Consider the following 17305-nt stretch of genomic DNA (forward strand, 5'->3'; position numbering starts at 1 on the left):
ACCACATCACGGCGAAGTCGGTAGTGAGTTTTCCGCTTCCTCTGTGGAGAGGTCTATCTTTTTAAACCCGCCGAACTGCCTGGCAAGTTCTTCATAAACGGGCCTGCCGACGAGGAACTCGTATATCTCGTTTGCCTTCTGAACAGGGTCAACGTCCTCAAAGCGCTCCGGGTAGAGAACCTTCCCGATGAAGTACGCGTCCGCCATTGCTGTGCCGATGTTCGTGGAGTAGTAGTTGTACGGCAGGACTCCGTAAACGTTGCCGTTTTTTACAGCCTTCAGGGACTCATAAAACTCTGGGTTCTTCTTGTAGTCATCGAGCACCAGCTTTAGTCCTCCCTCGTCAATGAAGATGTAATCCGGGTCCCACTCCAGGAGCTTCTCTTTGTCTATGAACTTGTGGCCCTCTCCAAGCTCGTCGGCGACGTTTTTCGCGCGGAGCACGACGAAGGGGGGATATTTGGCCTTCGTGCTCTCTATCCCATGGGCCCCTCTGTAGCCTATTCCACCAACGTAAACGCTCGGGCTCTCTGCATTTTCCGTCCTCCTGAGGAGGTCCTCCTGAACCGACTTTATGAAGTCAATGACCTCCCGCGCCCGGTCTTCCTTTTTCAAAATCTTCCCGGCCAGTCCAAGGGACTCGAAGAGCTTTTCGTCCTCGAAGCTCGTCAGCTCCCCGTAGCTGAGCACCACGACTGGAATTCCGGTTTTCTCCTGTATGTCCTGGGCGGTCTTGGCATCAACATAAGTCATGAAGATGACGTCTGGTTTGAGTTCTATCAAGGCCTCAAGATCGGGAAGCTTTCCCGGCCCGCCGGGGCCTATGCTCGGAAGCTCCTTGAGCTCAGGGTGGGCCATAATGTAGGGCCTGCCCCCAGGGTGTTGCTTTTCAAAGTCCTCGACACCCACTACCATGTCCGTCGCGTTGAGGTAGACCATAATCCTCAGGGCGCCGGGGCCAGCTGCTACCACCCTCTCAACGTTCTCTGGAACGGCCACTTCCCTGCCGGCGAGGTCTTTCACGACCATCGTAGCTTTCCCCGTGGTCTGACCCTGCAGACAGCCGGACACGAGGACAAGCAAGACCACGAGCGAGAGGACTTTCAAGAGAACCCTCTTCATTTTCTATTCACCTCCTCGAACCACCCAACTTTTGCGTTCTCCACGCAGTCTATGGCGGAAGAATACGGCTTGATATCAAGCACGAGAGTCCCATCCACGGCGTCGAGCCACTTCACAACAAGCTCCCTGCCCCTCCGTTCCAGGAGCTCCACAACGGCGAACCCTATCGGGTTCGGCCTGTGGGGGGAGCGGGTCGCAAAAACTCCGTGCTCCCTGCCGTCGTGCGGCGGAATGGCTGTTAAAACGTTCTTTCTGGCCCGGTCAAGCCAGTACAGGATTATCAGGTGCGTGCAGGTTTCTATGTCCTTCAAGCCCTCTTCGAACTCGGGAAAGACCTCCACCACAGACACTTCATCCGAGAGCCTTCCCTGTCTGGGACACTCAGATGGAGTCTTGTAGGGTGACCGTATCACCCCAATTGGCCTGAGGTTAAGCTCCATTGCCAGACCCTCCGACTTTAACGATTCCCCGTCCAATCACCGCGTGGTATGGGGGTCTACCTGCTCGCGAAACTCCCTCGCGTATTGGAGTATCTTCTCCACTTTACCCTCCTTGACCAGTCGGTTAAGGGTTAGCATTGTATTACCAATTCTAAATATGATAGCACGCTTTAAACGCTTTCCGAATATTAGTGTTATCAACCAAAGGTTAAAATGTTGGCTGATGGCACGAACTCTGGGATCGACAAAAACCGGAACGGCATTTATTTCTCCCGGCCCACGCCGGGAGACATTGCCCAGTATCAAATACAAAAATAGTTGATGGGGGATTCAATTAGTCCATCAGTCCACCTCAAGGCTGAAGTCCTGGTAGTCCATCCATATCCCCGTCTTCATCACCGAGTCGTACTAGGCCTTCTCTATCTTTGCTAGCTCCTCGAAGATTCCCCTAACGGACTCGTGCCCCGCTTCCTTCGCCGCTTTCTCACAGCTCCCAGGTGAGCTTCTCCCGCTCCATGCCTATTCTGACGGCATCAACCTCGCTGTCAAGTCTTCATCACCAAAGAGACACTGAATGCAGGAAAACTCCCCACCGTTAGGGTGGCCAAATCTAAAAATGAAAGTTTAAAACGCCCCACTTCCGACGCCGCATATCTTCGCGAACGGGCAGATGGAGCAGTCCTCGGTGTACGGCTTCAGCGGGGGTTCGCCCTTGACGGCCTTTGTTATCTCTCTGGCTTTCTCCATGTCATCGTCCTCGCCTTCAAGGACGAGCGTCACGCTGCCCTCCGCACCACCGGCACCGCCAGCGGCTATCGGTATCGCCTCGACACCCGCCAGTATCCTGTAAGCCTCGACTTCCGTCACGGGGTGGGCGTGCGGTATCGGCACAAGGGCCGCGTAGAGGCCGGTTCCCCAGTCGAATGAGTAAATTCCCGTGAGCTTGGCGCTCTCCTCAACAGGGGTCGGCACGAACTTCTCAAGGCTTATGGGCGTTATCGTAAAGACGCCCTTGGTTATCGTCCAGCCGAAAGTCCTGCCGATAGTCCCTCCGTCGGGGGCCGCGGCAAAGACCGCAACGTTCCAGTTGATGTCAATCGCGTTTGCGCCCTTGATGAAGACGTCCTCCCGTCCCATTTCCCTGAGCGCCTCGACGGGCTCGCCCTCGAAGGGCTTACCCTTGTGGAGGACGAGGTGCTTTGGCCACGTCTTCTTCGCGGTTACACAGGTTCTCCCCCTGCTTATAGTTCCGACCGTCCACTTCTCCTTCTCCAGTTTCTCCCCGAGTATCTCCTCAGCAATGTAGGCCGCTGTCGTGCCCGTTGCTATGTAAACGAAGCCGTGCTTGAGCGCGTGCTGGACTTCGGGCATCGCCACAACTGCTTTGGCAATCAGGCGCTTGCTCTCGGACGGTGTGAGAGTAACGAGGGCCCTCTTCATGTGGAATCACCGGTTAAAATTTTCATCTTATCACTATCTAAGCATACCGGAGCGCTGTTCTGGTCATAGAAAGTTATTAGAAAAGCCGAACTAGCGCCCGCGCCCGTAGGCAGGCAATTTGAAAAGTTATCCCGCCAGCAACTCCCATGCGGGAAGGGCAAACTCTTTTAACGGGGGGCCACAACCCAAAACCATGCTCTACGTGGAGATACTGGGAAACCTTCCAGAGATGGCAAGGGACGAAGCGAAGGCCATGCTTGAGCTGGCGGGGGGCGAGATAGTCGGGCAGGACTACCTCTTTCTAAAGGTTGAGGCCGGCGAAGATGCGTTCCCCTACCTCGACCGTCTCGGCCTCGCCCACGAGTACGGGGAGCTGATAGTCGAGGCCGAGTCCATTGAAGAGCTCCTCCAGAAGGCTGAAGAAGTGGATTGGCCGATTAAGGGGGCGTTTAAGGTCGATACCGAGACGATGGCCAACTGCAGGCACGACGTCCTTGACCTTCCCCGGAAGCTCGGCGCGATCATTCACTCGCAGGGCTTCAAAGTGAACCTCTCAAAGCCCGATACGCTTGTAAGGGTCTACTGCGGCGAGAGGGTCTACGCTGGAATAAGATACCGCTTCTTCGACCCCAAGGACTTTGAGCGGAGAAAGGCCCACAACAGGCCGTTCTTCAGGCCGATTTCGCTCCACCCGCGCGTTTCGAGGGCGCTGGTAAACCTCACTAAGGCAACACGGGAAATCCTCGACCCCATGATGGGCGCCGGCGGGATACTGATTGAAGCGGGCCTGCTGGGGCTCAAGGTCTACGGCGTGGACATAAAGCCCGAGATGGTGGAAGGGGCCGAGACGAACCTCAGGCACTACGGCGTGAAGGACTACGAGTTAAAGCTCGGCGACGCCACGAGGCTTGAGGAGCTGTTCCCAGGCAAGAAGTTCGAGGCAGTTGCCACTGACCCACCCTACGGAACCGCCGCGACGCTCGCGGGAAGGAAAAGGGACGAACTGTATGGGGAAGTGCTGAGCTGCATCTACAACGTCCTCGAAGACGGCGGCAGGCTGGCGATAGCCTTCCCGACGAGCTTCGACGGAAAGAGCGAGGCGGAGAAAGTCGGGTTCAGAATGCTGGGGCGCTACTACCAGCGCGTGCACAAGAGCCTTGAGAGGTACTTCTACGTGTTTGAAAAAGAATAAAGCTCAGTCCTCAAGCCAAATCTCCAGCCTCTGCTTTCCTTTCCCGAGGCTGGAGCGCTTGAGCTTCTTGAGGTGGCCGATTTCCTTTATGTCCCTCACGTGGGTGCCGCCGCAGGGGATTACCTCAAAGTCCCTTATCTGTGTGAGCCTTGTCTCGCCTTCCCACCATATCTTTACCTCTCCGCCTTCGTCCACGAGCCTGTTGAAGGTCTCAATAATCTCCTGCTTCCACTTGTTCACGTTCTCGGGATAAACGATATCCAGCCTGCCCTTCTCTGCGCTCATTCCGCTTCCGTAGGGCTCCCACTTCTCGGGCAGGACGACGTTGAGGACGTGCTCAAGGAGGTGCATCGCGGTGTGGATTCTCATGAGTTTGTACCTGTAGTCCCAGTCTATCTTGAGCTCGACCTCGTCCCCCGACCTGAACTTCTCGGGCTCGGCGACGACGTGCCAGACGTTTCCGGCCTCGTCCTTGTAGACGTCCAGAACCTCTACGCCGTTTATCGTCCCCCTGTCGTGGGGCTGTCCGCCGCCGGTCGGATAGAAGATTGTCTGGTCGAGGAGAAGGGCGTTGTCCCTGATTTCCAGGACTCTTGCCCTCGCTTCTTTGAGGTATGCGTCCTCGTAGTAGAGCTTGCGTGTCATTCAAATCACCATAGAATGGGGCACAGGGAAGTTTAAATGGGTATCGAAACCCCGCTCCCATGCCCTTCCACCGGGTTTATAAACCCCTCCACCTTTCCCGCCTCAGGTGAGAGAAAATGGGGAGGCCCGTCTTCCTGGGTAAGGCTTACATAAACTGGTGTGAGGAGTGCAACGTCCCGCTCATCGGCGATAGCTGTGCCGTTCATGGAAAGGAGAGAGTGTTCAGGCTGGACATCACGCCCCCAGGCGACCTCAGGTTCGCCTTTGAGAAGGACATCGAGTTCATACGCTCCGTCTTCAAGGAGCACTACGGCGTCGACATCGGTGAAGTCCTCGACGGAAAGGTTGTCCTGCTCAACAAGCTTCCCAGCGAGGACGACGCCTACGAAATCATAGTTGACGGCTACGTCTTCGGCTACGTCAAGTTCAACCCCATTGAGCTCCGCTGGCGGGCTGGCCTGAAGGTCGAAGGAGCGATAGCTCTCTGGAAGCGCTTCGGGAAGGAGATGAAGAAGTGGATAATCGTGGACAAAGGCGCCGTCGAGCCGATAAAGAAGGGCGCTAACTTGATGGCAGTCGGGGTCCTTGAGGCGGAGCCGAGCATAAGGGTGAACGACGAGGTAATCCTCGTTTCCGAGGACGGCGAGGTCTTTGCGACAGGGATAGCGAAGAAGGACTATGAGGCCCTGATGAGAGGCGAGCGCGGGACGGGTGTAAAACCGAAGAGGCAGAAAAAGGTCAACTACCGCGAGGGCAGGAAGGCCACGATGGAGGACGTGCTGAGGGCCAACAGCATAGCGCTTGAGGACAAGGTCGTTAAGAGCAGGGAGTTCATGAGACGGGTCGCGAACAGGTACTCGGAGCTTCCCGTTGCGGTCGCGTTCTCCGGCGGAAAGGACAGCTTGGCGGTTCTTGGCTTGGCTTTAGAGGAGTTTGGAGGGGACTTCACAGTCTTCTTCAACAATACGGGTATAGAGTTCCCGGAGACAGTTGAGTACGTGGAGAAGCTCAGGAAGGAACTTGAACCGAAAGGAATCCGATTCATAGTGGCCGACGCTGGAGACGCGTTCTGGAGGGCTCTCTACGTCTTCTCCCCGCCGGGCAGGGACTACCGCTGGTGCTGTAAGGTGACGAAGCTCGGCCCGATAACGCTCGCCATAAAGGAGAGCTATCCCAAAGGCGTCCTTATGTTCGTCGGCCAGAGGAAGTACGAAAGCATAAAGCGCTTCAAGCAGCCGCGCGTCTGGAGAAACGAGTGGGTGCCCAACGAGATCGGCGCGTCGCCGATATTCCACTGGCGCGCGGTAGAGGTCTGGCTCTACATCTTCAGCAGGAAGATCCCGTACAACCCGCTCTACGAGAGGGGCTTTGACAGGATAGGCTGCTTCCTCTGTCCGAGCGCGTCGCTGGCAGAGTTCGAGAGGCTCAAGCGCGAGAAGCCGGAGCTCTGGGAGAAATGGTTTAGGGCTTTGGAGCACTGGAGAAAGCGCTTTGGTTTCCCCGAGGAGTGGATTACCTACGGATTCTGGCGGTGGAAGAGGCTGAGTAAGGGTGAGAAGTCCATAGCCAGGAAGCTCGGCGTCGAGATTCCGGAGGAGCGCTCGTGGGAGCCGGTTAAGGTTAAAATTGAAGAGACCGAGGACGGCTACGAGCTGGAGTTCAACACCGTCCTCAACAAGAAGCGCCTGCTTGAAGTCGCCCCGATACTCGGCGAGGTGGGCGTTGAGGGGGACGTGATAAGGGCAGGCGAAGTCGAGTTCTTCACCGGAACGAGGAAAGCACAGGCACCGGACGAGAGAGAGGCCGTCAGCGCCTACCACCTCATCAAGAGGGCCTACGAGTGCGTCGGCTGCGGCGTCTGCGTTGGCAAATGCCCCGAAGAAGCGCTCAGCATAGACGAGAGGAGCAAGAAGATAGTCGTTGACTGGGACAGATGCGTCCACTGCAGGGAGTGCATGGAGGTCTGCCCGTTGCTGAAGATTAAGAACCCCGAGGAAGGGAGCCAGCTCTGAGGCTGGGAATTTGGTAAACTCTACTTTACAATTTTTGCATGATTTGGTAAAGTCAAGTTGACCAAAATCCTTAAATCTTGGAAAGTTGAGTTTCACACATGGCGGGTACGATGGAAGTCCTTGAGGAAGTCATAGCCGAGTTTCACGAATTCGGGGTTCCAGAGGCCAAGGAGAGGGAACTAACCCTCCCCCTTAACGTTGACGTTGCGGTTTCTGTTTACGGTCTCCGCAGGACGGGAAAGACCCATCTCCTCTATCTGGCAATGAGGAAACTAATTGAGAACGGCCTCCCAATCGAGCGGATTTTTTACGTAAACTTCGAAGACGAGAGGCTCGCTGGAATCTCCGCCAGAGACCTGTCCACGATAGTTCAGCTCTACTACAAGCACAACCCCGATGCTGATGTTATGTACCTCTTCCTCGACGAGGTTCAGGTCGTTGAGGGCTGGGAGATGTTCGTAAGGCGTCTGCTCGAAGGGAAGAGGGCGAGGGTGTTCATAACGGGCTCGTCTTCAAAACTGCTCTCTCGTGAAATAGCGACCTCGCTTCGGGGAAGAACCCTGGGCTTTCGGCTGTTTCCACTCTCGTTCCGTGAGTTTTTGATATTCAAAGAATTCGAGCTGAGAAAGCCCTTAACCGAAAGGAAACGTGGAATTCTCCTGCGCCTTCTTGAGGAATACGTTGAGTACGGCGGTTTCCCGGGAATCGTTGATTACTCGCCCCTGCTGAAGATTAGAACCCTCCAGGGGTATCTCAACCTGATAGTTTACAGGGACCTCGTTGAGCGCTATGGAGTGGAGAAGGTCTCGGCTTTGAAGGCCCTGATACGTGTTCTAGCCAGGAACTTCGCGAGAAAGGCCTCACTCAGAAAGCTCCACTCCCTCGTCTCTTCAACTGGCGTTAAGGTCAGCAGGCCGACGCTTGCGGAGTATCTAAGTTACCTTGAGGACGTCGGCTTCGTGCTCCCTGTCAAGAAATACCATCCAAGCGACGTTGAGTCGTTGAGAAGTCAACCGAAGCTCTACATAGCGGACGTTGGCCTTGCAACGGCCCTTGGAGTCGAAGACGCCGGTTACAGGATTGAGAACATCGTTGCCATCGAGCTCCTGAGGAGAAAGAGCTACTTCGAGCCGAGGCTTGAGGTTCATTATTGGGAAGATGAAAGAGGCGAGGTGGACTTCGTGGTTTCGCTTGGGGGGAAGGTCAGAGAGCTGATACGGGTAAGCTACGCCCTTGATGAACCACAAACTCGTGAAAGGGAGCTCAGGGCACTTTTCAGGGCATCGAAGGCCCTCAACTGTCAGAATCTGACTGTTGTAACGTGGGAAGAAGAAGGGGTTGAGGAAATCAACGGGAAGAAGGTTCGCTTTGTTCCCCTCTGGCGCTGGCTCCTTGGATAGCAATTTTACTGTTTAGTATTGTATATTTACAACAATGTTTAAAATTTACACATTAATATCTACAAAACGAAAGATTTAAATACTTAAATTGTAAAGTCTATTTGACCATCCTCTGGAGGGAGGTGAATGCGGAGTTATATAGTGTGGCTTGTTGCCATTTTAATCCTCGGGGCAACTATTCAGGAAGCAAGTGCTACTGCTGTTTACAAAGATCCGTCTGATGTTCAGAATTACAATGTGCTCGTGAATGGAAAGCCCGTCCCGGTGACGGTGAAGAATGGCATTGTCACGATTCCAGTTACCCCTGGGATGGACAGGAAGAGCGTTTTTATGGCAGTCAACCGGTACTTCACAGAACTTCATAGACGTGGTTCTACAGAGAATGCTGTCCCTAAATCTTATTCTTCTAAAAGCATCACTAAGTTCTACGGGCCGGACTTTGATTATAGGGAAAGAAAAGTATTCAGCGTTTCCGATAAAGGCGATGTATATATTTCTGCATATGCGTCTCTTAGCATTGAGAAGGATCAGTTCTCAGTAGTCAGCGTTGGTGGATTCTCTTCGGGTGCCTGCTGGATAGAGCCCTATGACTACTGGTGGTCCCAAAGTTATCCCGCAAAGACTATTTCACTCGGCGTTGAGCTAAAGTTCGTTGGCATAAGTGTTAGTGTCTCGGTCCCGTTGGGAGCAGGTTTTACCGGGAACTCTGATAGGGCAACGTATTCGGGGGTGCTTCACGATACCGATAATATAGGAAAGGACTTCTCAGGCATAGAGGCCGCTTCAACTTGGGGAATACTGAGGGTGGAGGATCATACCCTCAGCTCATTTTACTTTGGAGGAACAGTATCCTACGATCAAGGTGCCAACCTATACAAAGTTAGGGGGCAAGGAAATTGAAAAAAAGCCTTTCTCTTCTCTTAATTTTTATTCTCCTTGGAGGGTTATCCATTGGTATTTACCACTACAAAAAGCCAACCCAGAGAGCAAATCCGCTAGAAACTTATTCAAGATTACACTGCACCGGCAGGACTCTGAACCTATCAGTGTTTCTGGGAAATGAATGGATGAATTACACGGCTAAGCGGTTGAACCTATCCAAATGTCCCGACGGAGGATTCACTGAGATTGTTGACACAATTACTCCAGATGTACATTCAACCTATTACTTTGTGGCCGCACTTAGGACGATCAACGAAACACCTTCCAACAGGATTCAAACCATAGCTTGGCTTCATACTCAGGAAGATGGCATGTTCAGAAACTCATCAAAGGTGAGATACAGCTTCAAAAACGTATACCATGGGATTATGACTTTGGTGATGTTAAACTCGACTCCAAGAGACCCGGATAAAATCATCGATTTTGTTATGAATGTCACAAGGGAAAACGGTGCCTTTGTATACGATGGTCTCGATGTAACAGAACAGGCTATTGAGATACTCCACGTTCTCGGATACAACGTCAGCAATTTGAACGATACTGTAAGGTATGAGCTCGCAAAATTTAAGAATTTAACGCCACCCCGTGAGGGCGATAGGCTCGAAGCGTTAAAGTTTGTTTCAGAGTTTAATAGATATACAAGGGCAATGGATTTGCTCGGAGTCAACTATACAGCAACACGGGAGTATAAGGAGGACATTTCCTTCATAGAAAACATATCTAGGAACGTTAGCAGCATTCTGATGACTCACCCTCCACTCTTTCTGGTTACGGAGTTGGCACAGGCCTTGAGGAAGAACGGCTTTATGAAATCCAGTAGCTCAGAAGCGATTTATGTGTACGTTAAATCACACGAGCTTCCCAATGGTGGGTTCAATCTGTTTGGACAGGACTACGGTGAGTTCCAGGGCACATATTATGCTGTAGAGGCACTTGCACTGGCAGGGAAAAAGCCTGACAATAAAACAATAAGGTTTATTCACAGTTGGGAGAGCCCCTTGGGAGGATTTGCCTTTACCTTCCAGAAGTTTGGTGGCCCAATATTGACGCATATGGGTGTCTACGTTGCCAAGAAAATAGGAACAAGCATCAACAGAACTCAGATAAAGAACTACTTAGAAAAAGCCCTCCACGACAGGTGGCCATATTCCCAAGATGACCCAGAGCCACTGTATTCTATATACCTGACATATAAGGAACTTAACATGAGCATGAATCAAGATGACGAAGAATACCTGAAAAATGAGACTGTCCGGTTAATGGAATTGTATTCTCGCAGTCGAGTCAACTCGATCCTATCAGATACAGGCTGGATATCACTTATTAAGCTTGGAAACGCGCTTGGGGTAACCTTCAGTTCAAGGACTAAGGAGAATTTAATCAACGTTATACTCTCAAAGCGAAATCCTAATGGGACGTTTGGAGCATATACAAACAGCACCCCCCTGACTCTTTTCCAGACAGTGAATGCAGTTATACTGCTTCATGAACTTGGGTATGATTATAGAGACGACAAAACCATCCAGTACCTCAACAGCCTGATGCACGATGGGGGCTGGGGCGGGCCGGACATCTATAACACATACAGGGTTGTGCAAGCGCTGGCATATATGAACTGTTGTCCTGAAAAGGTTGATGATATCGTAACATTTGTTGGCTCTCTAAAATACAGATACGGGGGCTTCAGGTTTTATAGGGGTGACACCTCCCATGGGGGACTACAGGAGACATACTTTGCCCTTAGAATTTTAGAGTTGTTGGATGCAATATGATTTTTGGCACCACCTTTATAAACGCCTTCCCTTTTCCCCTTCTGGTGAGAGACATGGAGGAGTACTTCATCTGTCCCGAGTGCGGTAGCGATGACGTTGAGGTCATCAAGGAGCGCGGGAGAGAGCTTACCCTGCGCTGTAACGAGTGCGGTAACGTCTGGCACGTGACGCTCCCAAAGCTGGTCAAGGTTCCTCTCATCGTCAGCAAGCACGAGAGGAGCTTCAAGAGCGAGGCAGAGCTTCCAGAGGGCGAGGAAATTCGCGTAGGCGACATAGTTGAGACCGAAGACGACGAGGTCAGGATTACCGGGATTGAGCTCGAAGAGGGCAAGAGGGTGAACAGGGCCAAGGTCGGCGAGATTAAGACCCTCTGGGGCGAGAGCTTAACCTACCCGAAGGTCATAAAGGTGTCAATCTACATGCCCAAAGGCATCACCCAGTCCTTCCGCGTTAAGGTGCCCCGCGAAGAAGAGTTCGCTGTCGGCGAGGTCGTCGAGGTCGGCGGTTACACCTTCAGGATTGAGAAGATTAAGACCGAGAGGAAGATGCTCCACCACGGGAAGGCCCAGGCCGACAAGATAGTCGCCCTCATGGGACACCACATTCCGCGGGCGAGGGCCAGGAGGAGCCTTGAGATATACAGAGGTTATGATAAAGAGTCCCAGTGAAGGTCTGTTTGTGGCCCGTGATGAAAACCGGGGAGTCCTTCCCCCGTTCTTTCCCTGACCCTTTCTGGGATGATGAGCTTGGCCGCTACTGACAGTTTTTATCGCTTTCTGTTTGTTCTCAGATCATAATGCAACATTTTTAACACCGTTGCGACACTACACGCAAAGGTTATAAAAGCAATCACTGAAAGTGTCACAGGGGGTCGCGATGTTATCACTGGGACTGAGAGAGCTCGACGAGATGCTGGGCGGTGGGGTTGAAGAGGGGTCAAGTGTAGCGTTCATCGGTTCAATCGAGTATGACAATATCATCCTAATGCACCAGGCAGTCCTTGAGGCGCTCAAGGACGGCAAGAAAGTCTTGCTTGTCAACTTCAGACAGCCCCCACAGACGTTGCTAAGGGAGCTCAGAAATTACGGCATTGACTACGAGCCTTATCTTGATGGGCCCCTGACATTAATGGACGGGTACTCCAACCTCTACGGCACAGGGGGACAGGGCGGGAAAAACGTCATTCCAAACCCACTCGACCTTGGAATCACAACCGCAATCATAAAAGACATCCTCCAGAAGGAGAACTACGATATCCTTGCCATAGACGATGTTACTTCACAGTACACGCTCCAGTCGAACCCCAAGACGTACATAAAAGCCGTAGTGAGGCTTATTAACTCCGTAAAGTTCTTTGGCAAGGCGTCTTTCGTAGCGGTCAACACCGAAGTCTTCGAAAAACCCGACCTGGCCGCGGTGCTGATACCCTTTGACTATGTAATCGAGGTGGCCAGGGGAATAATCAAGGTCAAGCGCTCCTTCCAGCCCCTCCGCGTTGTCGAGCCCAAAGTCCCGTATATCAGGACTCAGAGGGGAATATGCTCGATGAAGGAGCACCACCAGAGCATTGAGGGGATAAAGGCCCAGCTCAAGGCAGGAAAGAACGGGACGCTCTGGCTGGGGAATGACCGCGTTCAGATAGTTGATGAAGAAACTGAAAGGAGCCTTATAGAGACCATTTACGGGTTCCTCGGGCCGGAGAAGGGTAAGGGACTGCTGTACACCTGGGGCAAGAAGCAGTTTATAGGCTATGGCGAGTATGCGAGAAAGTATGAGGCAGATCTAAAGAAGTCGCTTGAGGACATCTTCAAGTTCACCCTCGCGAGCGGCGGGGGACGGCTTGAGCTGGTTGAGCTGTCGGACTCCGTGGTGGTAGTCCGGGGCACGAGCCTGTTTCCGGGAGGAGAAGGCTACCCCCACCCAATCCACGCCCACTACGCAGGTGCACTTGCCCAGTTCCTCACGGAGTTCACGGGTGAGCGCTGGGAAGGGGAGGAGACCAAGTGTGAGGCGATGGGTGCCAGGTACTGCGAGTTCGTGCTGAGGAAAGTCGGCTAGCGAAATCCTTTTAAATTCTCCCCCAAACTCCCCTCGCAAAACTGGATGAACGATGAAGTTTCGGAGGGATGAAAGATGGCGAAGCCGAGCTACGTGAAGTTTGAGGTTCCCCAGGAGCTTGCCGAGAAGGCCCTCCAGGCCGTTGAAGTTGCTCGCGACACCGGAAGGATAAGGAAGGGCACCAACGAGACCACCAAGGCCGTCGAGAGGGGTCAGGCCAAGCTCGTTATAATTGCCGAAGACGTTGACCCCGAGGAGATAGTTGCCCACCTTCCGCCGCTCTGTGAGGAGAAGGAGATTCCGTACATCTACGTTCCGAGCAAGAAGGAGCTCGGTGCCGCCGCTGGCATCGAGGTTCCGGCTGCTAGCGTTGCCATCATCGAGCCGGGCAAGGCCCGCGAGCTCGTTGAGGAGATCGCTACCAAGGTTAGGGAGCTCATGAAGTGAGCTCCTTTTCCTTCCTTATCACGAAAGGTTTAAGGTTCATTTCGCGAGTCTTTCAGAGGTGTGAGGTATGAGCGACGAAGGCTACCCCGCTGAGGTTATCGAGATTGTTGGAAGAACCGGTGTCACCGGTGGCGTTACCCAGGTCAAGGTCAGGGTCCTCGAGGGGCGCGACAAGGGGCGCGTCATCAGGAGGAACATCAAGGGCCCCGTCCGCGTCGGTGACATAGTCATCCTCAGGGAGACCGAGCGTGAGGCGAGAGAAATCAAGAGGAGGCGTTGAAAATGGCCCGCTGGAACGTCTGCTCCTACTGTGGAAAGGAGTTCGAGCCGGGAACGGGTAAGATGTTCGTCAGGAACGACGGCAGAGTCCTGTTCTTCTGCTCCAGCAAGTGCGAGAAGTACTACTTCATGGGCAGGAACCCGAGGAAGCTTAAGTGGACCAAGGCCTTCCAGGAGGCCCGCCTCCAGAGGGCCAAGAAGGCATGATTTCTTTCTTTTCCATTATGTTTCTAACTTCGGCGCTTCTTCCGTCTCATGCATTCTCCAAAAAACCTATTAACCACCAGTACAATAAGTTCTGGTGTTGCCCATGGCGGACAAGAAGATAGAGAGGACCCTCGTTATTCTGAAGCCGGACGCCGTTGTTAGGGGACTTGTGGGCGAAATCATAAGCCGTTTTGAGAAAAAGGGCCTCAAGATAGTCGGAATGAAGATGATATGGATTGACCGCGAGCTGGCGGAGAAGCACTACGAGGAGCACAGGGGAAAGCCCTTCTTTGAGCCCCTCGTAGACTACATCACCAAGGCCCCGAGCGTCGTCATGGTCGTCGAGGGGCGCTACGCTATAAGCGTCGTCAGGAAGATGGCCGGCGCCACCGACCCGAAGGACGCCGAGCCGGGAAGCATAAGGGGCGACTACGGCCTCGACGTTGGTGATGCCATCTACAACGTCATTCACGCCTCGGACAGCCCGGAGAGTGCCGAGAGGGAGATAAATCTCTACTTCAAGCCCGAAGAGCTCTTTGAGTACTGCAAGGCCGCCGACTGGTTCTACCACACGCACGCAAAAGGAAAGAAGGAGTACCTTGACAGCATGGACTGCCTTGAGCGTTAAACAGCTATGTCTAGTTTTCTCTTCCTTTTCCTGATAAACTCCCGGTATTCTTCTGCAAGTTCCGGGCACTGAGTGGGCCTTCTCCTCGTGGACAGCGCGGCGCCGATGAGCACGGACGCGTAAGCTACCGCCAGGCCAACGAAGATAGTAGCATCTCCCCGGGGAAGTAAGACGGTTAAGAGGGGTAGCAGGGAAACGAAGAATATTGCCACTCTCCTCAGCCTGGAAAGTTTTCCTGTATGCTTTAGACACTCCACGAGCTCCTTGGCCTTAGGGAACTCTTTGAGGACTTTCCCACCAACGAGGAGAGTGTCCCTAACCCTTGCGCTCATTAGACTGTCATCGTCCGTCAGACAGTCCCCCACCTCCGGCGGGCAGGGTCTCACGTCCAGCCCTCTGAGTGGATTCCTGCGAGACATTGCCACCATGAGGCCGATTAAGATGAGTCCCGCCACGATAAACCCTGGCCAGAACTGGCCCGCAAGGGCGATTCCAAAGGAAGTGTATGAAAGCGAAGTAACGCTTATTTGAATGAAATCGTCTATTCTCAGCCCTTTTCTCGTCCTGAGAGACACATAAGCCAGGGCTACGACTAACCCCAAGAAGACTTCAAGCCCCGCAAAGAACTCCGGTGAAGCTCCCCCTACAGAGACCGAAAGAGTCTGGCCGGCAAAATACCCGGACTCGTACAACGCAACGGCGTAGGTTATTACTGGAACTCCCACGAGGGCAACAAGCACTTCACTGGCCCTTCCAAGTACCCTTCCAAAGATGAAGGAAACGGGTATCCCCACGGCAACTCCCAGTAAAAGTCCCGCTATCATATGACCACCGTTGGAAGTTACTACTGGCCTTTTAATCCTTGCCCCGAACCCTTTAAAAGGCCAGCCATGAGTTATGCTCAGGTGATGAAGATGGCAAAGAAGATTAGACAGCCCATTATAGCGGTTCTCGGGCATGTTGACCATGGAAAGACGACGCTCCTTGACCGAATAAGGAAAACAAACGTTGCAGGCAAGGAAGCCGGCGGAATAACCCAGCACATCGGAGCGACGGAGGTTCCGATTGACGTCGTCAAACAGCTTGCCGGCCCTCTCATCAAGATATGGAAGGGGGAGATAAAGCTTCCAGGGCTTCTCTTCATTGACACCCCCGGCCACGAGGCCTTCACAAGCCTGCGCGCGAGGGGCGGAAGCCTGGCTGACCTCGCCGTTCTCATAGTAGACATAAACGAGGGCTTCCAGCCCCAGACGATAGAGAGCATCGAGATACTCAGGAGGTACAGGACGCCGTTCATAGTCGCCGCCAACAAGATAGACAGGATAAAGGGCTGGAAAGTTGCCGAGGACGAGCCCTTCCTTGTGAACATCAAGAAGCAGGACCAGAGAGCCCAGCAGGAGCTTGAGACCAAGCTCTGGGAGCTCATCGGCAAGTTCTACGAGCTCGGCTTCCAGGCGAACCGCTTCGACCGCGTTCAGGACTTTACCAGAGAGCTGGCGATAGTCCCGATTTCGGCCAAATACGGCATAGGCGTTCCGGAGCTTCTCGTTCTCATCGCTGGTCTCAGCCAGAAGTACCTTGAGCAGAAGCTCAAGATAGAGGTCGAGGGGCCGGCGCGCGGAACAATCCTTGAGGTTCGCGAGGAGCTGGGCCTCGGAACAACGATAGACGTCATCATCTACGACGGAACGCTGAGGAAGGACGACACCATCGTCGTCGGTGGAAAGGACAAAGCCATCGTCACCAAAATCCGCGCCCTCCTCAAGCCGAAGCCCCTCGACGAAATTCGCGACCCGCGCTTCCGCTTTGACCAGGTTGACGAGGTCACCGCCGCTGCAGGTGTGAAGATAGCCGCCCCTGGTCTTGAGGAGGCCCTGGCCGGTTCGCCGGTAATAGCCGCAAGGAGCGAGGAGGAAGTAGAGAGGGCCAAGCAGGAAATCCTGAACCAGATACAGAGCGTCGTCATAAGCACGGGTAAAATAGGTGTCATCGTCAAGGCAGACACCCTCGGAAGCCTTGAGGCCCTGAGCAAGGAGCTCCAGGAGAAGGGCATTCCGATAAGGAAGGCCGACGTTGGAAACATCAGCAAGACCGACGTCATGGAGGCTTTGAGCGTCCGTGAGGAAGAGCCGAAGTACGGCGTCGTCCTCGGCTTCAACGTCAAGGTGAACGAAGATGCCGAAGAGGTCGCCAAGGCCAAGGGGGTGCCGATTTTCGTCGGGAACATCATCTACAAGCTCATAGAGGACTACGAGGCCTGGGTCAAGGCGGAAGAGGAGAAGAAGAAGCGCGAGCTACTCAAGAACGTCACCTTCCCGGGAGTCATAAGGCTCTACCCAGATGAACGCTACGTCTTCAGGAGGAGCAAGCCGGCAATAGTAGGTGTCGAGGTGCTTGAGGGCAGGATAAGGCCGGGGGTAACCCTCATCAAGGAAACGGGCGAGAAAGTCGGCGTCATTAAGTCCATCAAGAACAAGAACGACTTCGTGCAGGAGGCCAAGAAGGGCGACGCCGTTGCGATAGCGATTGAAGGAGCTATCGTGGGCAGGCACATACACCCCGGCGAGACACTCTACGTTGACCTGAGCAAGAACGACGTCATCATACTCGCCAAGCAGCTCAAGAACGAGCTTGAGGAAACAGACATAAAGGCCCTCAAGATGACGGCAAAGGTGAAGGCTAAGGAAGACCCGTTCTGGAAGGCGGTCTGACTTAATTCCG

General features: G+C 53.5%; 17 protein-coding genes and 1 pseudogene. 12 read left to right on the forward strand and 6 right to left on the reverse strand.

Annotated features, from left to right (window positions below; all coding sequences use genetic code 11):
- Positions 1-6: 6 nt before the first annotated feature.
- The 4 genes and pseudogenes from ACZ5ER_RS08005 to ACZ5ER_RS08020 all read right to left on the reverse strand — a co-directional run bounded on the left by ACZ5ER_RS08005 (position 7) and on the right by ACZ5ER_RS08020 (position 3002).
- Positions 7-1122, reverse strand: a complete 1116-nt coding sequence (locus ACZ5ER_RS08005; protein WP_464934185.1) for an iron ABC transporter substrate-binding protein — start codon at positions 1120-1122, stop codon at positions 7-9.
- Positions 1119-1562, reverse strand: coding sequence for a tRNA (N6-threonylcarbamoyladenosine(37)-N6)-methyltransferase TrmO (gene tsaA / locus ACZ5ER_RS08010; RefSeq protein ID WP_464934186.1), 444 nt, complete (start codon positions 1560-1562; stop codon positions 1119-1121). The genes ACZ5ER_RS08005 and tsaA overlap by 4 nt, the downstream gene beginning before the upstream one ends.
- A gap of 342 nt (positions 1563-1904) precedes the next feature.
- Positions 1905-2106: pseudogene (locus tag ACZ5ER_RS08015) on the reverse strand (rubrerythrin); the annotation flags it as partial.
- Between the two features lie 80 nt (positions 2107-2186).
- A complete protein-coding gene (locus ACZ5ER_RS08020; RefSeq protein WP_464934187.1) occupies positions 2187-3002 on the reverse strand; it encodes a hypothetical protein in 816 nt (271 codons plus the stop codon).
- A 193-nt stretch (positions 3003-3195) separates the two neighbouring features.
- Between ACZ5ER_RS08020 and ACZ5ER_RS08025 the strand changes: the two genes are divergently transcribed.
- Positions 3196-4194, forward strand: a complete 999-nt coding sequence (locus tag ACZ5ER_RS08025; RefSeq protein ID WP_464934188.1) for a TIGR01177 family methyltransferase — start codon at positions 3196-3198, stop codon at positions 4192-4194.
- A gap of 3 nt (positions 4195-4197) precedes the next feature.
- On the opposite strand, the gene ACZ5ER_RS08030 is transcribed toward ACZ5ER_RS08025, so the two are convergent.
- The gene (locus tag ACZ5ER_RS08030) at positions 4198-4839 is read right to left on the reverse strand and encodes an alanine--tRNA ligase-related protein (protein WP_464934189.1); all 642 of its coding nucleotides are present in this window, start codon (positions 4837-4839) and stop codon (positions 4198-4200) included.
- 116 nt (positions 4840-4955) lie between these two features.
- On the opposite strand from ACZ5ER_RS08030, the gene ACZ5ER_RS08035 reads away from it, so the two are divergent.
- From ACZ5ER_RS08035 to ndk, 10 genes are all read left to right on the forward strand, one after another.
- Positions 4956-6851: a phosphoadenosine phosphosulfate reductase domain-containing protein gene (locus ACZ5ER_RS08035; RefSeq protein ID WP_464934190.1), complete on the forward strand. Its 1896-nt coding sequence runs from the start codon at positions 4956-4958 to the stop codon at positions 6849-6851.
- A gap of 98 nt (positions 6852-6949) precedes the next feature.
- Positions 6950-8251 carry an ATP-binding protein gene (locus ACZ5ER_RS08040; RefSeq protein WP_464934191.1) on the forward strand — a complete coding sequence of 434 codons (1302 nt, stop codon included), beginning with the start codon at positions 6950-6952 and terminating at the stop codon, positions 8249-8251.
- 126 nt (positions 8252-8377) lie between these two features.
- The gene (locus ACZ5ER_RS08045) at positions 8378-9151 is read left to right on the forward strand and encodes a hypothetical protein (RefSeq protein ID WP_464934192.1); all 774 of its coding nucleotides are present in this window, start codon (positions 8378-8380) and stop codon (positions 9149-9151) included.
- Positions 9148-10965, forward strand: a complete 1818-nt coding sequence (locus ACZ5ER_RS08050; protein WP_464934193.1) for a prenyltransferase/squalene oxidase repeat-containing protein — start codon at positions 9148-9150, stop codon at positions 10963-10965. Before ACZ5ER_RS08045 ends, ACZ5ER_RS08050 begins: the two co-directional genes overlap by 4 nt.
- Positions 10966-11018: 53 nt before the next feature.
- On the forward strand, positions 11019-11633 hold the full coding sequence (locus ACZ5ER_RS08055; protein ID WP_050003431.1) for an HVO_0476 family zinc finger protein: 615 nt from the start codon (positions 11019-11021) through the stop codon (positions 11631-11633).
- A gap of 208 nt (positions 11634-11841) precedes the next feature.
- Positions 11842-13023: a V4R domain-containing protein gene (locus ACZ5ER_RS08060; RefSeq protein ID WP_464934194.1), complete on the forward strand. Its 1182-nt coding sequence runs from the start codon at positions 11842-11844 to the stop codon at positions 13021-13023.
- A gap of 75 nt (positions 13024-13098) precedes the next feature.
- On the forward strand, positions 13099-13470 hold the full coding sequence (gene rpl7ae, locus ACZ5ER_RS08065; RefSeq protein ID WP_050003433.1) for a 50S ribosomal protein L7Ae: 372 nt from the start codon (positions 13099-13101) through the stop codon (positions 13468-13470).
- Between the two features lie 67 nt (positions 13471-13537).
- On the forward strand, positions 13538-13750 hold the full coding sequence (locus ACZ5ER_RS08070; RefSeq protein WP_050003434.1) for a 30S ribosomal protein S28e: 213 nt from the start codon (positions 13538-13540) through the stop codon (positions 13748-13750).
- A 2-nt stretch (positions 13751-13752) separates the two neighbouring features.
- A complete protein-coding gene (locus tag ACZ5ER_RS08075) occupies positions 13753-13956 on the forward strand; it encodes a 50S ribosomal protein L24e (RefSeq protein WP_050003435.1) in 204 nt (67 codons plus the stop codon).
- 103 nt (positions 13957-14059) lie between these two features.
- Positions 14060-14584 carry a nucleoside-diphosphate kinase gene (gene ndk / locus ACZ5ER_RS08080; protein WP_050003436.1) on the forward strand — a complete coding sequence of 175 codons (525 nt, stop codon included), beginning with the start codon at positions 14060-14062 and terminating at the stop codon, positions 14582-14584.
- Here the strand turns inward: ndk and ACZ5ER_RS08085 are convergent.
- Entirely contained in the window at positions 14581-15408 is an 828-nt protein-coding gene (locus ACZ5ER_RS08085; RefSeq protein WP_050003437.1) for a hypothetical protein, read from the reverse strand. The genes ndk and ACZ5ER_RS08085 overlap by 4 nt on opposite strands.
- Positions 15409-15492: 84 nt before the next feature.
- Here ACZ5ER_RS08085 and infB point away from each other — a divergent pair, with 84 nt between their 5' ends.
- Positions 15493-17295 (forward strand): translation initiation factor IF-2, encoded by a 1803-nt coding sequence (infB, locus tag ACZ5ER_RS08090; protein WP_464935162.1) that lies wholly within the window; start codon positions 15493-15495, stop codon positions 17293-17295.
- Positions 17296-17305 lie beyond the last annotated feature (10 nt).

This window comes from Thermococcus marinus, assembly GCF_055389025.1.